Here is a 20,515-nt window from a genome sequence, read left to right on the forward strand (position 1 = left end):
TCATCCCGGCAGCTCATTGTGCCCAGACCTAAAAAGACTGGCGATCTGCGCTGGGCATGGGATCGCAATCCGCCAGCGAGGAGTTCCAGCGGCTGAGGACCGATCATGGCATCAACCTGCTCAATGAGCCGGTCGGGCAACGTCTGGGACAATGCTGCGATGGAAAGCTTCTTCTCGTCGCTGAAAACCGAGTGGACAGCCCGCAAGATCTACAAGGGAGCGATAATGCCAGGGCCGATGTGTTCGATTACGTCGAGCGCTTCTACAGCCCTCGGCGAAGGCACCGACCCCAGGCTATCTGAGCTCGGTCAAGTACAGGGACAAGCTAGGCTTAACCCCCCCGTCTCCGAAAAACCCACCAGGCCAGACACAACGCTGCGAGCGGTTTAAGAATAGGCCTACGGCGCAGGCCTCATCTGCTACGCGCTTCATCCTGCGGATAGCAAACAGCGAAGCCTCCACCGGCGCGAACAGTTCGCGATGGGGGGTTGATTGCGGGACCGGTCCGCCATTTCTGGCAGAGAAACCGTGCAACTGGCTTGTGTATGTCGTGCCGCCCATCGCCTGACCGCAGCATTTCCATCGTCCTCTTTCAGCCGGCCGTTCCTCCCGACCGCCGGTTGGATGATGATGATCCCCTGTCGAGAATAGTCACTGTTGTCGAGCACGACGGGCTGAGCCGTCTTGTGGGTCCTTCACCTTTGCCATCCCTTGCAAATGAGGATTTGCGTTCCTGGTTCGGCCTAACCCTGACAGGCTCGGCACTCGGCTCAACTCCAGCTTTCTCTGAACTTTCCGGCCGCACTAGCCAAGCGTCATTCTACCGCGCGATGGGCGCAAAAAATATGACAGGGCAGACCACAAATGAGGTGGGTTGGACCAAAGACTTTTTAGCGAACTCGCAAAAAAGGAAATGACAAACCTTCCGGTTAAGGCGCGGGTCGGCCAACCTCCGGCCCTAATCGGCCAAGTGCATGCAGATCTGAAGAGCACGGCGATGGCGTGGCGCACGAGAAGCCGGAAGCTCCCAAGCCTGCCGTTCCGATCAAGAAATCGGTCAGGCCGAACTACATCGTCTGCCTGGATGGGTATGCCGACGGACTATCCGGTGGTGACGCCAAACTATGCCGCCGCACGCTCGGCATTGGCCAAGATCACGGGTCTCGGACGCAAACCCACGCAAAAGGAAGATCAAGGGCGTACCAAGCGGATACGCAAGGACGCGAGGGCTGATCGATCGGCCGGCCGGTCGTTCTGGCGCATAGCAGCCGCCCAGACGTATGCCGATACCAAAGGCGGGGACCCCCCGCCTCGCTTCACATGCTGTCCTGCCAGAAGTCAGAAAAGCCAACAGCGGCTCTTGAGCCCTGTTCCCGCGCTCGCTGAACGACAGCCAGCAGATGCGCGTTTTCCGTGTCGTTCCGGCTTGCGCCGGCGGTCAACCTGCTTTGCTAAGATTGCCGGCCGAGGACTTGCCGCTGCGGCGGTCCTGCTCGATCTCGTAATTGAGCTTCTGGCCGTCGGCGAGGGTCGAAAGACCCGCTCTCTCGACGGCGGAAATGTGGACAAACACGTCTTGGCCGCCGGCATCGGGCGTGATGAAGCCGAAGCCTTTGGAGCTGTTGAACCACTTCACGGTTCCAGTCGCCATACTGTATTCCTTCCTAACGATTGATCGCGGCTTGGCTTAGAAGTCAAACCGGTTTCATAAACGCAGCAAAGTCGAGAAATCGCAAGACATGGATCGATCGTGCCGAAAATCGCGGCCGTCATGTGTGGTTCCGAGCCCCTGTGCAGCCAACAGAATTTCGTCCACCGATATCAGAGCAGCTTCGTGGACGCTCTGCCGTCGGATGTGGCCATCGCTCTTGTTTCACCGGCAATGCACGGGAGGCAGTGTTTGCGCGCCCGTTTGCGGCTCAGTCATGGCAAATTTTAACTGGCAAGCTGCTTGTTTATAACAACAAAATGTGAGAGTTCTGCGCCGTCGAAATTGGCTCTCAAGCTTTACTTTATCGGTAAAAAACATCTGAAGGCGCCATAAGTATTGCTGGGCGAGAGTTTGTGATCTCACTGCTTGGTTGTTAGGTTCCGTAACGGCCCTGCTAGGCGGGTGTTTTCTCGTTATTGAATCGGTTGAAACGCGATTTGGCGTGTTTCGTTGACAGGAATAATTCAGGGGGGTTCCATGAAACAGGTAAAAAAATTGGATAATTTGAAGTTTGTCCAAGCAATGTTGCGAGAGATTCGTCAGACGGTGCAGGCTGACGGGGAGAGCCTGCTGACCTATTTGATCGACATGGCTTACCTGGAGGCCAGCGATCGAATTAGGTCGAGCTGGGCCGTGCAAAGCGACAATGGCAAGTCTGACGCCTAACTGGCGACACAACCATCTGTTAGGTGCGAGGAAGCGGACCTGTGGAAACTTTCAAGGTTGAGGAGATGGATGGCGCAAAAGCAATCCGTAGCGTGTCAGTCGACGCACAATGTCATGTGCACGCGGCCATGAAAGTGATACCGCGACCGCTCCAGCTTGATCGAGGACCTGGTAGGCTGTGGATACGAGTAACTGACGCCAATCGTAGCTCTCGAGCCTTCTATTATGGAGACTAACCGATCCACCTCACTCTCGTTCTCACACGCACTCTCTCTCAAGTCGCTTGATATTGTTGCTATGGCGTGCGGCCTATTTTCTTAGGGGCAGCGGGTTACTGCTTGTTCGAACGCTGGAAATCTGGCCGGACCGGAGATCAGACGTGTTGGATTGCCGTAACCGGAGAGCGGCAGCTTTTGGTCTTCGAATATCCGGTCGATCCGCTCATTGAGCCGTCGGGTTCGCGCCATGGACGGCCGCTGGCGTCCCCCGTACGCGGCCGGCCACGGCATCACCGATCTGCTCGCCCTCCGGTTGTGGTCTTGGCGCCCGTCGCGATCTGATTGAGCCGTTCAGCCTTGGCACCGGTGAGGCGTCCATGCATCCACGCGCCGGCGGCGCCAATCATGCCGGCGCCCACCGCGAGGATGGTGGGGTTGGAAAACAGGGATGCGAGTAGAACGGTCATGAGAATGTTCCCCAGAGCATCAAAATTACCACCCAGCAGAGTTTGCAGGAGATGTGCAGAGATTGGTCCATATTGTAAGAAATCCGCCCCATGCACTTCGCGTCGTCGATGAGGCCGTGAACGACGAATTCAGCGATACCGAGCGCGAGGCTGCCGGTTATCAGGCCGACGGTCCCGCCGTGGATTGCGGCATGAGGAAGAAGGCCATGATACCAGGGGACGCCCGGAATCGGGTTGGCGCGGTTCTTGGCCCTGGCAAGGAAGTCGCCCTGAAGCGGATAGTCAGCCAGCGCGTGACCGGCCAGAAGAAGCGCGATCGTGGTCAGTAGCGCGGTCATCTCACTACCTTGCCTGTCTTGAGGTTGCTGGCCGAGAGTGGGATCAGTCCTGCGGCGCGCATTCGGTCAGTGCGCCCGCTAGTCAGGTTGCTTTGGCCGTTGGTTGAGCGCGATGCAGCGCATTCACCCAGTCAGGAAAGTCACTCACCTGGTAAATCGGCCCACTGCCCACCGGGGAAAGCGTCGATCTACCCTTCTGTTCAAAGCGTGGAACACGAGCCCGGCAGTGCATGGCGCCGCCTCGCATTTCCATCGGTTTGCGCCAGGTGTCGCCTTACAAAAATTCATGATCACGTTCTTTCGCAATAAACCCTGTAGGGCTTTTTTCGTAACCGGCCGTGCGCAGGTTTGAGCGCGCGAGACCACAGGTGCGTGAGCCCATTTAATATCTGGATGAGACCAAGCATCCAAAGGACATGGATGTGTGCCAAGACTAGATGTCCAAAACCTGACGGGTCGCGAGAAAGCTCGCTATTCGGCTCGCGCCTCCGGCGCGTGATTCGGATGAGATGGGGGAAGACGACTTGGAGGCCCGCCACTGTGCAGCGCGATCAAGCGCAGCCTGCCCGCGATGCACCCCGGCGAACTCCTTTGCGAAGACCAATCCCACCGTGCAATTCCAAGAGCGAAATCGCCAGCCTGCTCGGGATCTCTGGGCAGACAGGTATCTTGATGAGAAGCAGCCCATTATCGCCGCTATGGCAATCTGACTCGAAGAGCGATGTGGTAACGGGGCACAACCTGCGGAAGCGTTACGACCTGGAGCCGCCGAGCGCGCTTGGTCCGACTCTGGAAGTCGCGGTTACGCCGGTGCTTACACCGATGCGGTCTCGGGCGGTCACGGCTTGAATCGGCGCTCGGGGCGGGACGAACTCGGCTTATGAGTTGCCCGTGCCCTGGCCAGGACGTGTACCGGACAAACATGGGGAGAGCTAGACAACCACCTGCGTGCCGATCTCGACCACACGTCCGGTCGGGATCTGGAAATATTCCGTCGCGTCCGCCGCCGTGCGCGCCAGGCCGATGAACAGCCGGTCCTGCCACACCGGCATGCCGGAATTGGGCGAGGCCTTGAGCGAGCGCCGCGACAGGAAGAAGGATGTCGTCATGATGTCGAACTTCCAGCCCTGCTTGCGGCAGATCGCCAGCGCGCGTGGAATGTTAGGCTGTTCCATGTAGCCGAAGGTCAGCGTCACCCGCATGAACAGCTCGTTGACCGTCTCCATCTTGACGCGCTCGCTGTCGGGCACCACCGGCTGGGGGGCAGTCACGACCGAAAGGATGACGTTCTGCTCGTGCAGCACCTTGTAGTGCTTGAGACTATGCATCAAGGCGGTCGGCGCGCTCGAGGGATCGCTGGTCAGGAACACGGCGGTGCCGGACACCAGCTGCGGCTTTTTCTTCAACAGATTGCCGGCGAGGACATCGAGCGGGATTTCGTTGCGGCGCGTCTTGTCGAAGAGATAGCGGCTGCCGCGCACCCAGGTCCACATGCCCAGCACGATGGTGAAGGCCACGACCAGCGACGCCCAGCCGCCTTCGAACACCTTGACGATGTTGGAGGCAAAGAAAACGATGTCGATGAAGGCGAACAGCACGGTCAGCGGGATCGCCACCGACAGCTTCCACTTCCAGATACGGGTCATGACGACATAGAGCAGCACTGTCGTCACCAGCATGTTGCCGGTTACCGATATGCCGTAGGCGGAGGCGAGCTTGCTGGATTCGCCGAAGCCGACCACCAGCATCACCACCACCAAGGCCAGCAGCAGGTTGACACGCGGCATGTAGATCTGGCCGGACTGCTTTTCCGATGTGTGCAGGATTTCCAGCCGCGGCAGCATGTTGAGTTGCACTGCCTGCCGGGTCAGCGAAAAAGCCCCTGAAATCACCGCCTGGCTGGCGATGACGGTCGCTGCGGTGGCCAGCACCACCATCGGGATCAGCGTCCAGCCCCCGTTCATCTCGAAAAACGGATGGCCGACCACACCTTTGTTCGCCAGTATGAAGGCACCTTGCCCGGCATAGTTCAGCAGCAGGCAGGGAAACACGATCGTCAGCCAGGCCAGCACCATGGGCTTGCGGCCGAAATGGCCGAGATCGGCATAGAGCGCCTCACCGCCAGTGACGGCAAGGAAGACCGCGCCGATGGTGACGGAGGCGACGCCTGGCGAATGGATCAGGAAGGCGACGATGTAGTACGGGCTGATCGCCCACAGGATTTCCGGATCGGCGATGATGTGGTTGAGGCCGGACAGGCCGATAGCCAGGAACCAGACAGCGGTCACCGGCCCGAACACCAGACCGACGCCGCCCGTGCCGAAGCGCTGTACCGCGAACAGCATGGCGAGAACGACCAGTGTCAGCGGCACGACATAAGGCTGGAACGTCGGCGTGACGACCTCCATGCCCTCCACCGCCGACAGCACCGAAATCGCCGGCGTAATGACCGCGTCGCCGAAAAACAGCGAGGCGCCGATGATGCCGATCCCGAGCATCACCGCCGAGCGCTTCGGAAAGCTGCCGCGCGCCAGCGCCATCAGCGACAGCACGCCGCCCTCGCCGCGATTGTCGGCGCGCAGCACGAACATGATGTATTTTACTGTAACTGTGATCGTGAGCGACCAGATGATCAGCGACAGGACGCCGAGAATATCTGTGCGATCAGCGACGTTGCCGCCCGACGAGGCATGCAGCGCTTCGCGGAGCGCATAGATCGGGCTGGTGCCGATATCGCCGTAGACCACACCGAGTGCGCCAAGCATCAACAACTCAGTACTTTGAGACGAGCCGGGATGTCCCGCTAGTTCCTCAACGTCACAACTGTTGGCAGAATCCACGACAGCCATTCGTATGCTTCCCACGGGTGCTGTGCTCTACGGCCAACGCAATTGTGCATTTCCGAGGCACGCGTCCTTGCGACGGGTAGCCTCGGCCGATTGGGCGGTGCGACAAGGAGAGGGAGGAGCTCGCTGCACTGCCGCTATCGGCCGAGGCGTCTGGAAATTGCCAATCGGGACTGCCATGTTGAAGTCGGCTGGCATATCACCAGCCCATTACTCCATCAACCAGCAAATTAGCAATTTTTAAGATTTAAACTATGGATGAAACAAGATTACGTCATTAAACTGATGTCTATTGAACTGCTATACCGAAGTAATATTTTCATTAAGTCACGAGTTCCGAGATATTATCGAGCTACAACTATCAACGAGCAATTTATGAAAGTCAATATCTTCATGGTTTCAGATGTAGCATTTCGGTCGGTTTGTCATGGACCATGAGCATTTCACCGGCCCCCCGCGACGACAGAATCGAGCGCGGACCGAGCCGGTCCGCGTCCTGTTTATAAAACCCGTCCTTCTGGCTTCGACCTACCGCCCTGGACCGAATGCGCTTGACAAAAGGCCACCGGCTCGGTCCAATTGACCCATTCACCAGGGGAGTCCCGGCAAGGGGCTGAGATACTGCTGGCTTTCGCGGCGCAGTGACCCGTTGAACCTGATCCAGTTCATACTGGCGTAGGGACGGTGCAAGCGCTTTGCGGGAGTTCATCCCCGAAGACCTGTTTCGAACAGGTCGACCAAAGCGTCTTTTCATCCTTCCGGCACAGAACTGGGTCTCCATTGCAAATGAGCAAAGGAGCCTCAAATGAATGCCTTGACCCCCGCAGTTTCGACGGGACCCCTGCCCGCCTCACGCAAGATACACAAGCAAGGCACCCTCCACCCGCAGATCAGGGTGCCGATGCGCGAAATCTCCGTCCACCCGACCGCCGGCGAACCGCCTGTGACGGTCTATGATCCATCCGGCCCCTACACTGATCAAACGGTCGAAACGAGTATAGAGAAAGGCCTCGCCCGGCTTCGGCACGAATGGATTACGGCTCGTGGCGATGTCGAATTCTACGATGGCCGCGACATCACGCCGGAAGACAACGGATTTGCGACTGGCGCGCGCCTGACGCCGGAATTTCCCATTCGCAATCGGCCGCTCAGGGCCAACGCAGACAAGGCGGTGACCCAGCTTGCCTATGCCCGCGCCGGCATCATCACGCCCGAAATGGAATTCGTCGCCATTCGCGAGAACCTTGGACGCGAAAGCCTGCGCGGCAAGCTGCAGCGGGACGGCGAGGCCTTCGGTGCGGCGATCCCCGATTTTGTCACGCCGGAATTCGTGCGTGACGAGGTAGCGCGGGGCCGGGCAATCATTCCCGCCAACATCAACCATCCCGAAAGCGAGCCGATGATCATCGGCCGCAATTTCCTGGTCAAGATCAACGCCAATATCGGCAACTCTGCTGTCACCTCCTCAATGACTGAGGAGGTCGAAAAGATGGTCTGGGCGACCCGCTGGGGCGCCGATACGGTCATGGATCTGTCGACCGGTCGCAACATCCACAACATTCGCGAATGGATCGTTCGCAACTCGCCGGTGCCGATCGGCACCGTGCCGCTCTACCAGGCGCTGGAGAAGGTGGGCGGCATCGCCGAGGACCTGAACTGGGAGGTCTATCGCGACACGCTGATCGAGCAGGCCGAGCAGGGCGTCGACTATTTCACCATCCACGCCGGCGTTCGGCTGCATTACATTCCACTCACGGTCGAGCGGGTTACCGGCATCGTCAGCCGGGGCGGTTCGATCATGGCGAAATGGTGCCTGCACCATCACCGGGAAAGCTTCCTCTATGAGCATTTCGAGGAGATCTGCGACATCGCCAGAGCCTATGACGTCTCATTCTCGCTCGGCGACGGACTTCGTCCGGGCTCGATCGCCGACGCCAATGATGCCGCGCAATTCGCCGAACTGGAGACGCTTGGCGAACTGACGAAGATCGCCTGGGCCAAGGACTGCCAGGTGATGATCGAGGGCCCGGGCCACGTTCCCATGCACAAGATTAAGGAGAACATGGACAAGCAACTCGCAATCTGCGGCGAAGCACCTTTTTATACCCTCGGGCCGCTGACGACGGACATCGCCCCGGGTTACGACCACATCACCTCAGGCATCGGTGCGGCCATGATCGGCTGGTTCGGCACCGCCATGCTCTGTTATGTGACGCCGAAGGAGCATCTCGGTCTGCCGGACCGCAACGACGTCAAAACCGGCGTCATCACCTACAAAATTGCCGCGCACGCGGCCGACCTGGCGAAAGGCCACCCGGCGGCGAAAACCAGGGATGATGCCCTTTCTCGCGCCCGTTTCGAGTTCCGCTGGGAGGACCAGTTCAACCTGTCGCTCGATCCGGAAACCGCCCGTTCCTTTCACGACGAGACCTTGCCCAAGGAGGCGCACAAGGTCGCGCATTTCTGCTCGATGTGCGGGCCGAAATTCTGCTCGATGCGCATCTCCCACGACATCCGCGCCGAAGCGCAGAAGGAGGGGATGGAGGGGATGGCGGCGATGGCGGCGATGGCGGAAAAATACCGCGCGGGCGGCGATCTTTATATGCCGGTGAGTGGCACCACGCCCGAGGCGCCGGAGCCATCATGAGGGTGCTGGTCAAGGGGGCCGGCGTCGCCGGCCTCACCGCGGCCTTCGAGCTCACCACTCGCGGCGCGGAGGTCACCGTCGCTGAAATCGGGTGTGGTCTCGGCGGCAGCGCATCGTGGTTTGCCGGCGGCATGCTGGCGCCCTGGTGCGAGCGCGAAAGCGCGGAGCAGCCTGTGCTGGACCTCGGACGCGGCGCCGCCGAATGGTGGGATGCCGTGCTGCCAGGTCAGGTGACGCGGGCCGGAACGCTGGTTGTTGCAACGCCGCGGGATGCGGGCGAGCTTGACCGCTTCGCAAGCCGCACCTCGAGCCATCGCTGGATCGATGAGGAGGAAATCGCGCGGCTGGAGCCCGACCTCGCCGGCCGTTTTCGCCGCGCCCTGTTCTTCGCCGGCGAGGCGCATCTCGAGCCGCGCACTGCAATGGCAGCGCTTCACGAAAAGCTCGTCGCGATGGGCGTCGACTTCCGCTTTGCCACGGACGCCCGGCAGCTTTCCGGATTCGACCGTGAGATCGACTGCGTGGGAATGGCGGCGGGCGATGAGAGGCTGCGCGGCGTTCGCGGCGAAATGCTGATCCTGCACACACCCGATATCTCGCTGTCGCGCCCGGTCCGGCTGCTGCATCCGCGCTTTCCGCTCTATGTGGTGCCGCGCCCCGATCACCGATTCATGGCCGGCGCCACGATGATCGAGAGCGATGACAGCGGTCCGGTCACGGTCCGTTCGATGATGGAACTTCTGAGCGCGGCCTGCGCGCTCCACCCGGCTTTTGGCGAAGCCTGCATCATTGAGACAGGCGCCGGGGTTCGTCCAGCTTTTCCCAACAATCTGCCGCTAGTCGAAGCGAGCGGAGACACCGTTAGGATCAACGGCCTCTATCGTCATGGCTTTCTTCTGGCCCCGGCCATGGCGCGCCAGGCGGCAGACTTTCTCTTCAGCAAAGACAAACCCGTGGAGCTTGCTCATGAAACTGACCGTCAACGGCGAAGTGCTTGAGATTGACGCCACGACACTGGCGGCACTGCTTGCCGACCTCGATTATGAAGGCGATTGGCTGGCGACAGCCGTCAACAGCAACCTTGTCCACAAGGCCAGGCGGGCGGAATTCCAGTTGAGCGACGGCGACCGGATCGAGATCCTCTCGCCGATGCAGGGAGGCTAGCATGTTCGAGCTTTTCGGGACGCCACTTCCCTCCCGGCTGCTTCTCGGCACGGCGCAATATCCTTCGCCGGCCATCCTTGCTGATGCGGTCAAGGCGTCGGGCACCTCCGTGGTGACCGTCTCCTTGCGGCGTGAGATGGCGGGCGGCAGGGCCGGCGAAAAATTCTGGTCGCTGGTTCGATCGCTCGGCACGAAAATCCTGCCCAACACTGCTGGCTGCCACTCCATCAAGGAAGCGGTCATGACTGCGAACATGGCGCGCGAAGTGTTCGGGACGAGTTGGATCAAGCTCGAAGTGATCGGCAACCATGATACGTTGCAGCCAGACGTGTTCGGCCTGGTCGAAGCCGCTCGTATCCTGTGCGAAGATGATTTTGCGGTTTTCCCTTACACCACCGACGACCTCGTCGTTGCCGAACGGCTGCTGCACGCGGGCTGCAAGGTTCTGATGCCGTGGTGCGCGCCGATCGGTTCCGCCCTCGGCCCGGTCAACATCCCGGCGCTGCGCTCGATGCGCGGACATTTCCCCGGCGTCCCGCTGATTGTGGATGCAGGGCTCGGACGACCGTCGCACGCGGCAACCGTGATGGAGCTCGGCTTTGACGCCGTGCTCCTGAACACGGCGGTCGCTAAGGCGGCCGATCCGGTCGGCATGGCGGGTGCGTTCGGCAAGGCGGTCGATGCCGGATATGAGGCTTTCAAATCGGGAATGCTCGAACCGCGCGATGTTGCCGTGCCATCGACGCCGACATTCGGCCGGGGGGTCTTTTCATGAAGCTCGATCCCTTCTACCTGATCGTCGACAGCGCTGCCTGGATCGAACGGCTGGTGCCGCTTGGCGTCAAGCTGGTGCAGTTGCGCATCAAGGACAGGGATGAGGCCACGCTGCGGACGGAAATCCGCCGCGCGAACGACGCCTGCACGATCCATGGTTGCCAACTGATCATCAACGACTATTGGCGGCTGGCCATCGAGGAAGGCTGCGACTTCGTCCATCTCGGCCAAGAGGATTTAGCTGCGGCCGATCTGCTAGCGATCAAATACGCTGGATTGAAGCTCGGGCTTTCGACCCACGATCACACTGAACTGGAAACGGCGCTGGCGGCCGAGCCGGACTATGTGGCGCTGGGACCCATTTATCCGACCAGCCTCAAGAAGATGAAATGGGCGCCGCAAGGGCTCGAACGGATCAGCGCGTGGAAGCGACAAGTTGCACCGATTCCGTTGGTTGCCATTGGCGGCCTCAACCCTGACCGGCTCGACAGTGTCTTCGAGGCTGGCGCAGACTGCGCGGCAGTGGTCACCGACATTACGCTGAATGCCGATCCCGAAGCGCGCACGCAACAATGGATCGAGAAGACAAACCGATGGCGCTAAGGCAAGAGCCGCACGTGCTTGTCGTGGGGGGATCGGACTCCAGCGGGGGTGGCGGCGTTGCACGCGATATTGAGACGATCTCTGCCGTCGGCGTGCGCACCTGCCTTGCCGTCACCGCAGTGACGGTGCAGACCCACGATGCCGTCATCGCAATCCATCACCTGCAACCCGGGCTGGTCGCCGACCAGATGCGCGCAGCATTGCGGGCCAACAAGGTGTCGGCCATCAAGATCGGCATGCTCTCAACCGGGCGGGTCATTGTCGCGGTCGCCGCCGTGCTCAGCGAATATCCATGGATACCGGCTGTACTCGACCCTGTACTGGCTTCCTCTTCGGGCAGGCCACTGCTGGAAGCGAAAGCGATCGGCGCCATGAAGCGGGATCTCATGCCGCTCTGCCGGCTCGTCACGCCAAATCTCATCGAGCTGGCGGCCCTTGTCGGATCGGAACTGGCAGCAGACGAGGATGACGCGCTCCAGCAGGGAAAAAGATTGCTTGCAGCCGGGCCGCAGGCGTTGTTGCTCAAGGGTGGCCACGCGACGGGACCGCGATCAACAGATATTTTGCTGAGCTCCAACCAAGAACCCATTCGCTTCGAGGCACCGCGTGTTGCCGGATCGATGCGCGGGACGGGATGCATGCTGGCCAGCGCGATCGCCGCGCATCTGGCCAATGCGAGATCGCTTCACGACAGCGTGGTCGAAGGCAAGCGATTCGTCCTCAACAGACTTAAGGAGAATTCTGCCGGGTGACTCTATAATCACCCGAGCTCGCATGGAGGAGATTGTGCTTGCCTCCATGCGCCGGCCCCAGGAGATTGTACACTTCGCTGATTGCGCACATTGAGCATCATTCCTCGACGTCACACCTCCCCTTCGGACCATGAGGTGCAAAGGTAAGCCGAGGGCTGACGGCCAGTTGTTTCGACGCCCGGCTTTGGAATGGCGCGAGTACCCGACAAGTCCGGCCGGCATATCGGCCCGAGCTGAACGATCTCAGTGAGGTTTGCCCTCGTACATATCGTTGCCCCAGAACCGTGGTCGATCGTCCGGCGAGATAGAGATATCCTGCACTTGCGGCAGCGACAGGTCTGCCTCGTCTGGCAATTGACCGGCCATGGCCGCGGCGAGCTTCGTCACATCGAGTTCCTTTTCCCAGCGCGCCACGACGATCGTCGCGACCGCATTGCCGACGAGATTGGTGAGCGCCCTGCACTCTGACATGAAGCGGTCGACGCCGAGGATCAGCGCCATGCCGGCAACCGGTACGGAGGGTACGACCGACAGCGTCGCCGCCAGGGTGATGAAGCCAGCGCCAGTGATGCCAGCGGCACCCTTGGAGCTCAGCATGGCGACGAGTAGCAAAAGGATCTGGTCGCCGAGAGTGAGCGGCGTGTCGGTCGCCTGCGCGATGAACAAGGCCGCCAGCGTCATGTAGATGTTTGTGCCGTCCAGGTTGAAGGAATAGCCGGTCGGAATGACCAGGCCGACCACCGAGCGCTTGCAGCCGGCACGCTCCATCTTGACCATGAGGCCGGGCAGCGCCGCCTCCGACGAAGAGGTGCCGAGAACCAGCAGCAACTCTTCCTTGATGTAGCGGATCAGCGCCAGGATCGAGAAGCCATTGTAGCGGGCGACCGTGCCAAGCACCAGCAGTACGAACAGCAGTGAGGTCGCGTAGAAGGTGCCGATCAGCATGGCGAGATTGGCCATCGAGCCGATGCCGTACTTGCCGATGGTGAAGGCCATGGCACCGAAGGCGCCGACCGGCGCGGCCTTCATCAATATGCCGACAAGGCGGAAGATTGGCGCGGTCAGCGCTTGCAGGAAATCGAGGACCGGACGGCCGCGGTCGCCGACGAGCCCCATCGCGATGCCGAACAGCACCGAAAAGAACAGCACCTGCAATACGTCGCCTTGGACAAAGGCGCCAGTGATCGTGTCGGGGATGATGTTCATCAGGAAGCCGACGATGCTGGTGTCATGCGCCTTTTCGGTAAAGGTTATCACCTTCGACGCGTCAAGCGTGGCCGGGTTGATATGCATGCCGGCGCCGGGCCGGACAACATTGGAGACGATGAGGCCGACAACCAGCGCCAGGGTCGAGAACACCAAGAAATAGATCATCGCTTTGCCTGCGACGCGGCCGACTTTCTGCAGGTCGGAAACGCCGGCAATGCCGGTCGCCACCGTCAGGAAGATCACCGGCGCTATGATCATCTTCACCAGCTTGATGAAGGCGTCGCCGAACGGCTTCATCGCGGCACCGGTCTCGGGATAGAAATGGCCGAGAACAATGCCGGCGGCGATCGCCACCAGAACCTGTACGTAGAGATGCCGATATAGGGGAACCTTGCCGCGCGGCTCGGCGGCAGCGATTGCTGTCTGCATGATATCCTCCGTTGCGTCCCGATCGGGAAGCCCGACCTCCCGGGACCTTGAGCTCAACAGCCTCGCGGCTGCTGAATCGGACTTCGCAACTGGCGTGCCAGACGCAGCCTGTTATCGGTAAGTCTCTGATCTCGCGGAATGATCTTCAATTCCCGATGCTTGCCGGCGGGCAAACAGTGCGGCCGGCCGCACAAATCGGATTGCCCGTTGTGCGAAGTTATGCACAAATGGGCGATGCTACAGCGCCGCGCCGACCAATCTTCGACGCAAGAGCAACTCGGCAGGCGTGCGGGCCGAGCCTGGTTCGCTTTCGCGGCAGTAGGGCTCGCGATCATTGCGGCGGCGCTCTATAGCGCCGGTCTCTACGCGCGGGGCATCGAACTCAAGGCGCTGGCGGCGCAGGGGCGCACAGATGTCAACCTGAAAGTGGCGCTACTGAGCGCTGTTCTGGAAAATCCACGCGCGCTGCCGCTGTTGCTATCGCAGGACCAGCAGGTGCACGATGCTCTGGCACGGCGCGATCCCGTCGCGATCAATGTGCTGAACCGCAAGCTCGAGGGGCTGGTCTCCGGCACCAAGGCGTCGGTGCTCTACGTCACCGGCGCCAATCGTGTGGCGGTCGCATCCAGCAACTGGCGCGACCCGAACAGCTTTGTCGGCAGCGACTACGGCTTTCGCGCCTACTTCTCTAGGGCGATGCAGACCGGAACAGCCGAATATTTCGCGCTCGGCAATGTCAGCAAGCGTGCGGGCCTTTACATTTCGCGACGTGTCGGCAATGCCACAGCACCGCTCGGGGTCGTCGTCGTCAAGATGGAGTTCGATCAGATCGAAGCGAACTGGCGCGAGGCGAATCGGCCGACCTATGTCAGCGACGAACATGGTATCGTGCTGGTCACCAGTATTCCATCCTGGCGTTTCAGGACGACAACAGCTCTTGCCAGGCCTGACCTTGTCGCGGTCAGCGACAGCCAGCAGGTCGGCCATGCGCCTCTGAAGCCGTTACCGATCACACGCCCCGAGGTCTTGAGCCAGGATGTATCGATTGTCCACGCCATGGTGCCAGGCGGCAACGACGCGGAATATCTGCGCCTCTCGACCCAGGTCCCCACGACAAGCTGGCGACTCGACTATCTCCTACCTGCGGAAGCACCGCTAGCGGCCGCACCGCGGCATGCGGCTCCTGGCGCTTGGCATCGTGCTTCCGCTTCTGAGCCTGGCTGCTTATCTGCTCTGGCGCCGGCAATCGGCGCAGATGAGAATCGCGACCGAACAGGCGGCCCGCTCTGAGCTCGAACGCAGCGTCGCCGAGCGAACAGAGGATCTAAGCCGCGCTCGCGATCGGCTGCAGTCCGAGATCATCGGCCACCGCAGCACGGAAGCCAAGCTCCAGGTGGTACAGCAGGATCTGGTCCAGGCAAATCGACTGGCCATCCTGGGGCAGGTCGCGGCCGGCGTTGCGCATGAGATCAATCAGCCGGTTGCCACCATCCGGGCCTATGCCGACAACGCCCGCGTATTCCTGGAGCGCAAGCAAACCGCTCCGGCAGAGGAGAACCTCGGCGCCATAGCAGCGCTGACGGAACGCATCGGCTCAATCACCAATGAACTAAAGGCCTTCGCCCGCAAGGGCCGCACGGCCGCTGCGCCGGTGGACTTGCGCGGCGTCATCGACAGTGCAGTCGTCCTGCTGAGAAGTCGTTTTGCGGGCCGGCTCGACGCGCTTGTCATCGAGCCCGCGCCTGCCTCCTTCAAGGTCATGGGAAACCGGGTCCGGCTCGAACAGGTGCTAATCAATCTCTTCCAGAATGCCCTGGAAGCGCTTGACGGCTGCGATCACGCTAGGGTGGACGTCTCGATCGATGAAACGGCCGATGGTGTGGCGCTCAGCGTGTTGGACAACGGGCCCGGCATTCCGCCGACCATCCTGAAGTCGCTGTTCACGCCGTTCAACACGTCGAAGGAAACCGGCCTCGGCCTTGGCTTGGTGATCTCGAAGGATATCGTCGCCGACTATGGCGGCCGCATCGAGGTAGAGAGCGGCGAGAGGGGCACCTGCTTCACCATTCATCTTTTGAAGGCAGCGTAGTCGAACATGACGCACCAGAGCCCAGCACCAGTGATCCTAATCGAGGACGACCGTGACCTCCTGAAAGCCACCGCCCAGACGCTTGAGCTTGCCGGATTCTCGGTGTCGGCCTTCTCGATGGCGGCGAAGGCCTTGGCCGGGATCGATTCCGATTTTGCCGGTGTGGTGGTGTCCGATATCCGCATGCCCGAGATCGACGGGTTGCAGCTTTTCGACCGCATCCTGCGGCTCGATCCGGACATCCCCGTCATTCTTGTCACCGGCCACGGGGACGTCGCAATGGCTGTCAAGGCGATCAAGGATGGCGCTTACGACTTCATCACCAAGCCGTTCGCCGCTGAGGGCCTGGCACAGAGCGTGCGGCGGGCCGCGGAAAAGCGGCGTCTGACGATGGAGAACCGGGCGTTGCGCGAGGCGGGTGAGCTGGCACAGGACAGCCTGCCGCTGATCGGCCAGACCCCCGCGATAGAAAGGCTGCGCCGCACCCTACGGCAAATTGCAGACACCGATGTCGACGTGCTGGTAACCGGCGAGACCGGCTCCGGCAAGGAGGTGGTGGCCGGGCTGCTGCATCGCTGGAGCCGCCGCGCCAAGGGCAATTTTGTCGCTCTCAATTGCGGCACGCTTCCGGAGACGGTGATCGAAAGCGAATTGTTCGGACACGAGGCCGGCGCTTTCACCGGCGCGCAAAAGAAGCGGATCGGCCGTGTCGAACATTCAAGCGGCGGCACGCTGTTCCTCGACGAGATCGAAAGCATGCCGGTTTCGACACAGGTGCGCATGTTGCGGGTGTTGGAAATGCGCGAGGTCATGCCGCTTGGCACCAATGACGTGAGGCCGGTGGATCTGCGCGTCGTCGCCGCCGCCAAGGTCGATCTCGGCGACCCGCGTCAGCGCGGCGATTTCCGGGAGGACCTCTATTACCGCCTCAACGTGGTCACCGTCTCCATTCCACCGCTGCGCGAGCGCCGCGATGATGTCGCTCTTCTGTTCGGCTACTTCGCAGAGCGCGCCGCAATCCGCTTTCATCGCCCGGTGCCCGCCGTGCCAGCCGCCGTCCAGCACCATCTCCGGCAACATGATTGGCCCGGCAATGTTCGCGAACTCGCGCATTTTGCCGAGCGCTTCGTGCTCGGGTTGGAAGAGATCGGTGGCAGCTCTTCTCTTCGGCCGGCCGATCCGGACACCGTCATGTCCTTGCCCGAGCGCCTGGAGCGCTATGAGGCACACATCATCCGCGAGACGCTCGGCCGCAACGGCGGCGATGTCAGGCGCACGGTCGAGGCGCTCGGCATTCCGCGCAAGACGTTTTACGATAAGCTGCAGCGCCACGGCATCGTACGCGGCGATTTTTCCAAGTAATCGGGGATCTCCGAACTGAGTGCAAAAGCGCTGGACGCACGCGAGAAAGGCAGGCGGCAGTTCGGCCCAGGCTGAAAAATCGTCCGACGCCGCTGAATCGGCCGTGTGCTGTGCTGCGTGGCGCGGCGATTGTATTCAGCGGGCGCCTACCACCGGCTGCGCGTGCAAGCCGGCGCGTGATGGGCCGTCGCCTTGGACATCAGAGCTATTTCACCCGGCTCATCTGCACTGCCGATCTTGTATATACCATTTGGAGTGACAATCGGTGCGCAATGGTCGGGAATAACGAACCACTTCCAGCCGTTTTCGAACAGGAGTCCGTATGTGCCGCCGTCTGCGGCGAGCGCTGCCTCGGCCTTGCCGATCAAGGTCCCATGTACATCAGCGCGTCGCCGGCGAGGACGCCGCTACCGAACAGCCGCTGACCGACAAGTTCTGAGAGCCTCAAGCTGAAGACGTAGAGGCCAGCCTACAGACCCCTCGGCATCAGGCCGGCTAGCCAGTTCACTGAGCGTTTTGCGGCCTCGGCGATCGCCGAGACGGCGCGGCCAAGATCGGTCTCGACCACCGCATATCCGTTTTTCGTCCGATAAAGCACGCCGGTCCCGCCATCGACCACCTGTTCGTAGGCGACAGGTCGGGCGGCGGCGGCCTCCGTGGCCGTGGTCGGTGAACCGACCGGCACACTGGGGCGATGGCTGAGCTCTGCCGGCAGCGCTCTTTCAGGCTCAGTGGTTGGGCTCGCAGACTTCAGTTCCGGGCGGGAAGCGGTCGCGGCCCCTTTCGCGGTGGACGACGACCCTTTGGTGCGGCAGATGCCGGAGACGAGCGGGTAGTCGAAATTGCGCTCATGCAGGATCTGGCTCTTCATCGCGGCTTCGCACTCGGCGATGGTCGACCATTTGGCCGGCGTCTCGCCGATATATTCGCACAGCTTGGCGTCGCAGTCGCAGCCGACAATGGTCATCGCGACGAGGGCGATCTTGGTCATGGTCTTGTCCCTTCGATATGCCCTCCGGCAACCCATTCATGCATCGGGGCAGCGAGCGTCCGCGCGGCGGTCAAGAGCAGGACGCGCAGAGTGTCAACTCTGGATCTCAGCTGTCTGAACAAGGTCGTCGTCTGTTTGAGATACCCAGATCGCAGGATGTTGCCGCCAAGCCAACTCTGCATTCGCGCGCGCATGATCTCTCTGACGACGGTGACATGTTGGTCACATTCTTCCTCAGATTGATCAGCAGGGGACAGACTGGAATACGGCGACATTTTTTTGTCGGGAGAAGTCAGACTCAAGAGCCGCGCCGACTGCGCAGCAACGGGGTTGCTCCTATGAAAAAAGGGGCTCGACCGGACTATGTCGCGTACCTGACCAACCAGCCTCATAGCCCGAGCCCTCGTTTCCTGCCTAGTGTCCAATCCACACCACCCCCGGCCCGCATGACGCCGGTGACATGCCTGCCCAGGTGAGTCTCGAGTCGGGGTGACCAAGGCACAAGCTTGAAGCCGAGCCCATCGTCGATCATCGCGAAGCGGCCTGTCGCAAGAGAGAAGCGCCGTCGGTAGGCACCAGCAATTTGGTCACCTTCAGCTGCCTTCGCGAATACCAGACCTGTCGCGGCGGCCAGCTGCGCGCCCAGTGCATCAATCTCGCGACCGCGAAGCTCTGCAATGAGGTTGCGCGCGAATATGACACGTTCAGCCTCACGCCGCGCCAAGCCTTGCTCGACAAGGTGTTGGGTGCGGTTCTCCAGCGCCTGTCTAACCTCCTGTGCAAATCCGCCCTCGCCTAGTCTGGCTGGCCGATGCGCCACCAGTTGCCGATCGAGCCACGTCGCGCCGTCAGCACCGACCTGTTCTTTGATCGAAAGATCCGAACGGACAGCAAGGGCGACCCGGCTCCGGCCCTGCCCGTCTTCGTAGCGCCGAAGCTCGACAATCGAACCTGGTGCAGAATCTCCCGTGGCATCCAGATCTTGAAGCCGGATGTAGTGGGTGCGGCCGTCGATGCCGTCGACAATTGCGTACGCAGACGCGCGCAACTCGTCATCGAGGCCTCGGCCCATGAGCCTGCCGATGATGGGCGCGTCGCTCGCCTCGCCCGCAAGAACTTGGTCGGCAGCGCCTCTGTCGAGCCCATGTTCGGCCAGCGTGCGATGCATCCGCTTGATGATGTCGTTGCGCTCGCCAAGCGCCCGCAGGGTGGCTTCGGCTTCGGCGACCATTGTCCACTGGCCCCCACCGATCGGGTGCGCGAGGCCGAGGCTTTCCAACTTTCGTAAGCGGCCGACTTTCACCGCGAGATACTCATCAGGCTTCCGACCCCCGATAGGGGCGACGTCGACCATGCCATGCCTGTCGAATTCATGAGCAAGCTGGCGGTCGAGTTCCGTCCAGCGTTCGGCTTCGATTTGTCGATGGAATGTGCGATCAATTTCACGATCGGTCCTTGGCCCAAGTTCCTGAGTGATCAGATCCTGCGCACGACTGCGCATCCCATTTTTTATGTAGTCGCGAGAGATGACGAGATCCTGACCGTCCCCGGCTCTGCCGCGCAGGATGATGTGGACGTGGGGATTGTCGGTGTTCCAATGATCGACGGCCAGCCAATCTATAGTGGTGCCAAGGTCCTTCTCAGCCTGCACCATCAGATCGCGAGTGAAGGTCTTGAGATCGGCCATGTCGAGGGCGTCTTGGGGCGAGACGATGAAGCGAAAATGGTGCCGATCATCCGCGCACCGGTCGGCGAAATCTTTGACATCGACATCGTCGGTTTGCAGTCCAAACATGCGCGCCTTCTCGCCGTCGCGGGTGACCCCTTCGCGCCGCAGATAGTTGAGGTGTCGGGCAAGCGGGCCATTCTGTCGCTTGTGACGGACCACGAGCGTCTTGACTGTGCAGGAACGAGAGCGGCTGCTGATGACGCGACTGGCGCGAATGCTCGCCACCCGGCCGCGTCCAAAATAGGAGCCGTGCCCGTTCGTGATTCTGCCATGGCGAGAAATCCTCCCCCCAGCTTTCTGCGCGGCGGCAAGTGCTTGGGCGATGAAGGGCCGTGCCCTTTGGCTTTGGCGCGAGCGGATACGGCCGGGCCGCACGCGGAAATCATCGTCACCTCTCACGACAATTCACCCGCGATGTGCGATCCACGCTGAAACCGTTGCAGAATACCAATTCGCGCGATGTGCGTGTGTTTCTGGCGATGTGCGCAAAACTCGAGAAAAGCCAATCAAAACAACCGAC

The 20,515-nt window shown here is 61.1% G+C and carries 15 protein-coding genes, 2 pseudogenes and 1 riboswitch; of the genes and pseudogenes, 10 read left to right on the forward strand and 7 right to left on the reverse strand.

The window, feature by feature from the left end; translation table 11 throughout:
* Nucleotides 1-59 precede the first annotated feature (59 nt).
* Nucleotides 60-325, forward strand: a pseudogene (locus tag O7B34_RS00735) (IS3 family transposase); the annotation flags it as partial.
* A gap of 1,113 nt (nucleotides 326-1,438) precedes the next feature.
* On the opposite strand, the gene O7B34_RS00745 reads toward O7B34_RS00735, so the two are convergent.
* Nucleotides 1,439-1,651, reverse strand: coding sequence for a cold-shock protein (locus O7B34_RS00745; RefSeq protein WP_337144524.1), 213 nt, complete (start codon nucleotides 1,649-1,651; stop codon nucleotides 1,439-1,441).
* A gap of 537 nt (nucleotides 1,652-2,188) precedes the next feature.
* On the opposite strand from O7B34_RS00745, the gene O7B34_RS00750 reads away from it, so the two are divergent.
* The gene (locus O7B34_RS00750; protein WP_337139658.1) at nucleotides 2,189-2,377 is read left to right on the forward strand and encodes a hypothetical protein; all 189 of its coding nucleotides are present in this window, start codon (nucleotides 2,189-2,191) and stop codon (nucleotides 2,375-2,377) included.
* A gap of 508 nt (nucleotides 2,378-2,885) precedes the next feature.
* Here the strand turns inward: O7B34_RS00750 and O7B34_RS00755 are convergent.
* From O7B34_RS00755 to O7B34_RS00765, 3 genes are all read right to left on the reverse strand, one after another.
* The gene (locus tag O7B34_RS00755; RefSeq protein WP_337144525.1) at nucleotides 2,886-3,062 is read right to left on the reverse strand and encodes a hypothetical protein; all 177 of its coding nucleotides are present in this window, start codon (nucleotides 3,060-3,062) and stop codon (nucleotides 2,886-2,888) included.
* Nucleotides 3,059-3,400 carry a DUF3307 domain-containing protein gene (locus tag O7B34_RS00760; protein ID WP_337128586.1) on the reverse strand — a complete coding sequence of 114 codons (342 nt, stop codon included), beginning with the start codon at nucleotides 3,398-3,400 and terminating at the stop codon, nucleotides 3,059-3,061. Before O7B34_RS00760 ends, O7B34_RS00755 begins: the two co-directional genes overlap by 4 nt.
* A gap of 932 nt (nucleotides 3,401-4,332) precedes the next feature.
* The gene (locus tag O7B34_RS00765; RefSeq protein WP_442920927.1) at nucleotides 4,333-6,165 is read right to left on the reverse strand and encodes a potassium transporter Kup; all 1,833 of its coding nucleotides are present in this window, start codon (nucleotides 6,163-6,165) and stop codon (nucleotides 4,333-4,335) included.
* Between the two features lie 664 nt (nucleotides 6,166-6,829).
* A riboswitch (TPP riboswitch) is annotated at nucleotides 6,830-6,946 on the forward strand.
* 105 nt (nucleotides 6,947-7,051) lie between these two features.
* Between O7B34_RS00765 and thiC the strand changes: the two genes are divergently transcribed.
* Genes thiC through thiD form a run of 6 tightly spaced genes read left to right on the forward strand, consistent with a single transcriptional unit; the run spans nucleotide 7,052 to nucleotide 12,186 of the window.
* A complete protein-coding gene (thiC, locus tag O7B34_RS00770; RefSeq protein ID WP_337144527.1) occupies nucleotides 7,052-8,893 on the forward strand; it encodes a phosphomethylpyrimidine synthase ThiC in 1,842 nt (613 codons plus the stop codon).
* Nucleotides 8,890-9,891, forward strand: coding sequence for a glycine oxidase ThiO (gene thiO, locus O7B34_RS00775; protein ID WP_337144528.1), 1,002 nt, complete (start codon nucleotides 8,890-8,892; stop codon nucleotides 9,889-9,891). Before thiC ends, thiO begins: the two co-directional genes overlap by 4 nt.
* Nucleotides 9,860-10,057, forward strand: a complete 198-nt coding sequence (gene thiS, locus O7B34_RS00780) for a sulfur carrier protein ThiS (RefSeq protein WP_337139651.1) — start codon at nucleotides 9,860-9,862, stop codon at nucleotides 10,055-10,057. Before thiO ends, thiS begins: the two co-directional genes overlap by 32 nt.
* Nucleotide 10,058: 1 nt before the next feature.
* Nucleotides 10,059-10,832 (forward strand): thiazole synthase, encoded by a 774-nt coding sequence (locus O7B34_RS00785; RefSeq protein WP_337144529.1) that lies wholly within the window; start codon nucleotides 10,059-10,061, stop codon nucleotides 10,830-10,832.
* Nucleotides 10,829-11,434: a thiamine phosphate synthase gene (locus O7B34_RS00790; protein WP_337144530.1), complete on the forward strand. Its 606-nt coding sequence runs from the start codon at nucleotides 10,829-10,831 to the stop codon at nucleotides 11,432-11,434. Before O7B34_RS00785 ends, O7B34_RS00790 begins: the two co-directional genes overlap by 4 nt.
* Nucleotides 11,425-12,186 carry a bifunctional hydroxymethylpyrimidine kinase/phosphomethylpyrimidine kinase gene (gene thiD / locus O7B34_RS00795; protein WP_337145166.1) on the forward strand — a complete coding sequence of 254 codons (762 nt, stop codon included), beginning with the start codon at nucleotides 11,425-11,427 and terminating at the stop codon, nucleotides 12,184-12,186. The genes O7B34_RS00790 and thiD overlap by 10 nt, the downstream gene beginning before the upstream one ends.
* A gap of 243 nt (nucleotides 12,187-12,429) precedes the next feature.
* Here the strand turns inward: thiD and O7B34_RS00800 are convergent, their stop codons facing one another.
* The gene (locus O7B34_RS00800) at nucleotides 12,430-13,824 is read right to left on the reverse strand and encodes a dicarboxylate/amino acid:cation symporter (protein ID WP_337139647.1); all 1,395 of its coding nucleotides are present in this window, start codon (nucleotides 13,822-13,824) and stop codon (nucleotides 12,430-12,432) included.
* A 219-nt stretch (nucleotides 13,825-14,043) separates the two neighbouring features.
* Between O7B34_RS00800 and O7B34_RS00805 the strand changes: the two are divergent.
* Together O7B34_RS00805 and O7B34_RS00810 are read left to right on the forward strand one after the other, a co-directional pair.
* A pseudogene (locus tag O7B34_RS00805) lies at nucleotides 14,044-15,913 on the forward strand (sensor histidine kinase).
* A 6-nt stretch (nucleotides 15,914-15,919) separates the two neighbouring features.
* Nucleotides 15,920-17,275 (forward strand): sigma-54-dependent transcriptional regulator, encoded by a 1,356-nt coding sequence (locus tag O7B34_RS00810; RefSeq protein WP_337144531.1) that lies wholly within the window; start codon nucleotides 15,920-15,922, stop codon nucleotides 17,273-17,275.
* Between the two features lie 469 nt (nucleotides 17,276-17,744).
* On the opposite strand, the gene O7B34_RS00820 is transcribed toward O7B34_RS00810, so the two are convergent.
* Both O7B34_RS00820 and O7B34_RS00825 read right to left on the reverse strand, forming a co-directional pair.
* Complete coding sequence (locus O7B34_RS00820; RefSeq protein ID WP_337144532.1) at nucleotides 17,745-18,266, reverse strand: hypothetical protein; 522 nt, start codon at nucleotides 18,264-18,266, stop codon at nucleotides 17,745-17,747.
* Between the two features lie 388 nt (nucleotides 18,267-18,654).
* Nucleotides 18,655-20,394: a relaxase/mobilization nuclease domain-containing protein gene (locus O7B34_RS00825; RefSeq protein WP_337144533.1), complete on the reverse strand. Its 1,740-nt coding sequence runs from the start codon at nucleotides 20,392-20,394 to the stop codon at nucleotides 18,655-18,657.
* Nucleotides 20,395-20,515: the final 121 nt, after the last annotated feature.

The organism is Mesorhizobium sp. Cs1299R1N3, from assembly GCF_037179625.1.
Lineage (GTDB): Bacteria > Pseudomonadota > Alphaproteobacteria > Rhizobiales > Rhizobiaceae > Mesorhizobium > Mesorhizobium salmacidum.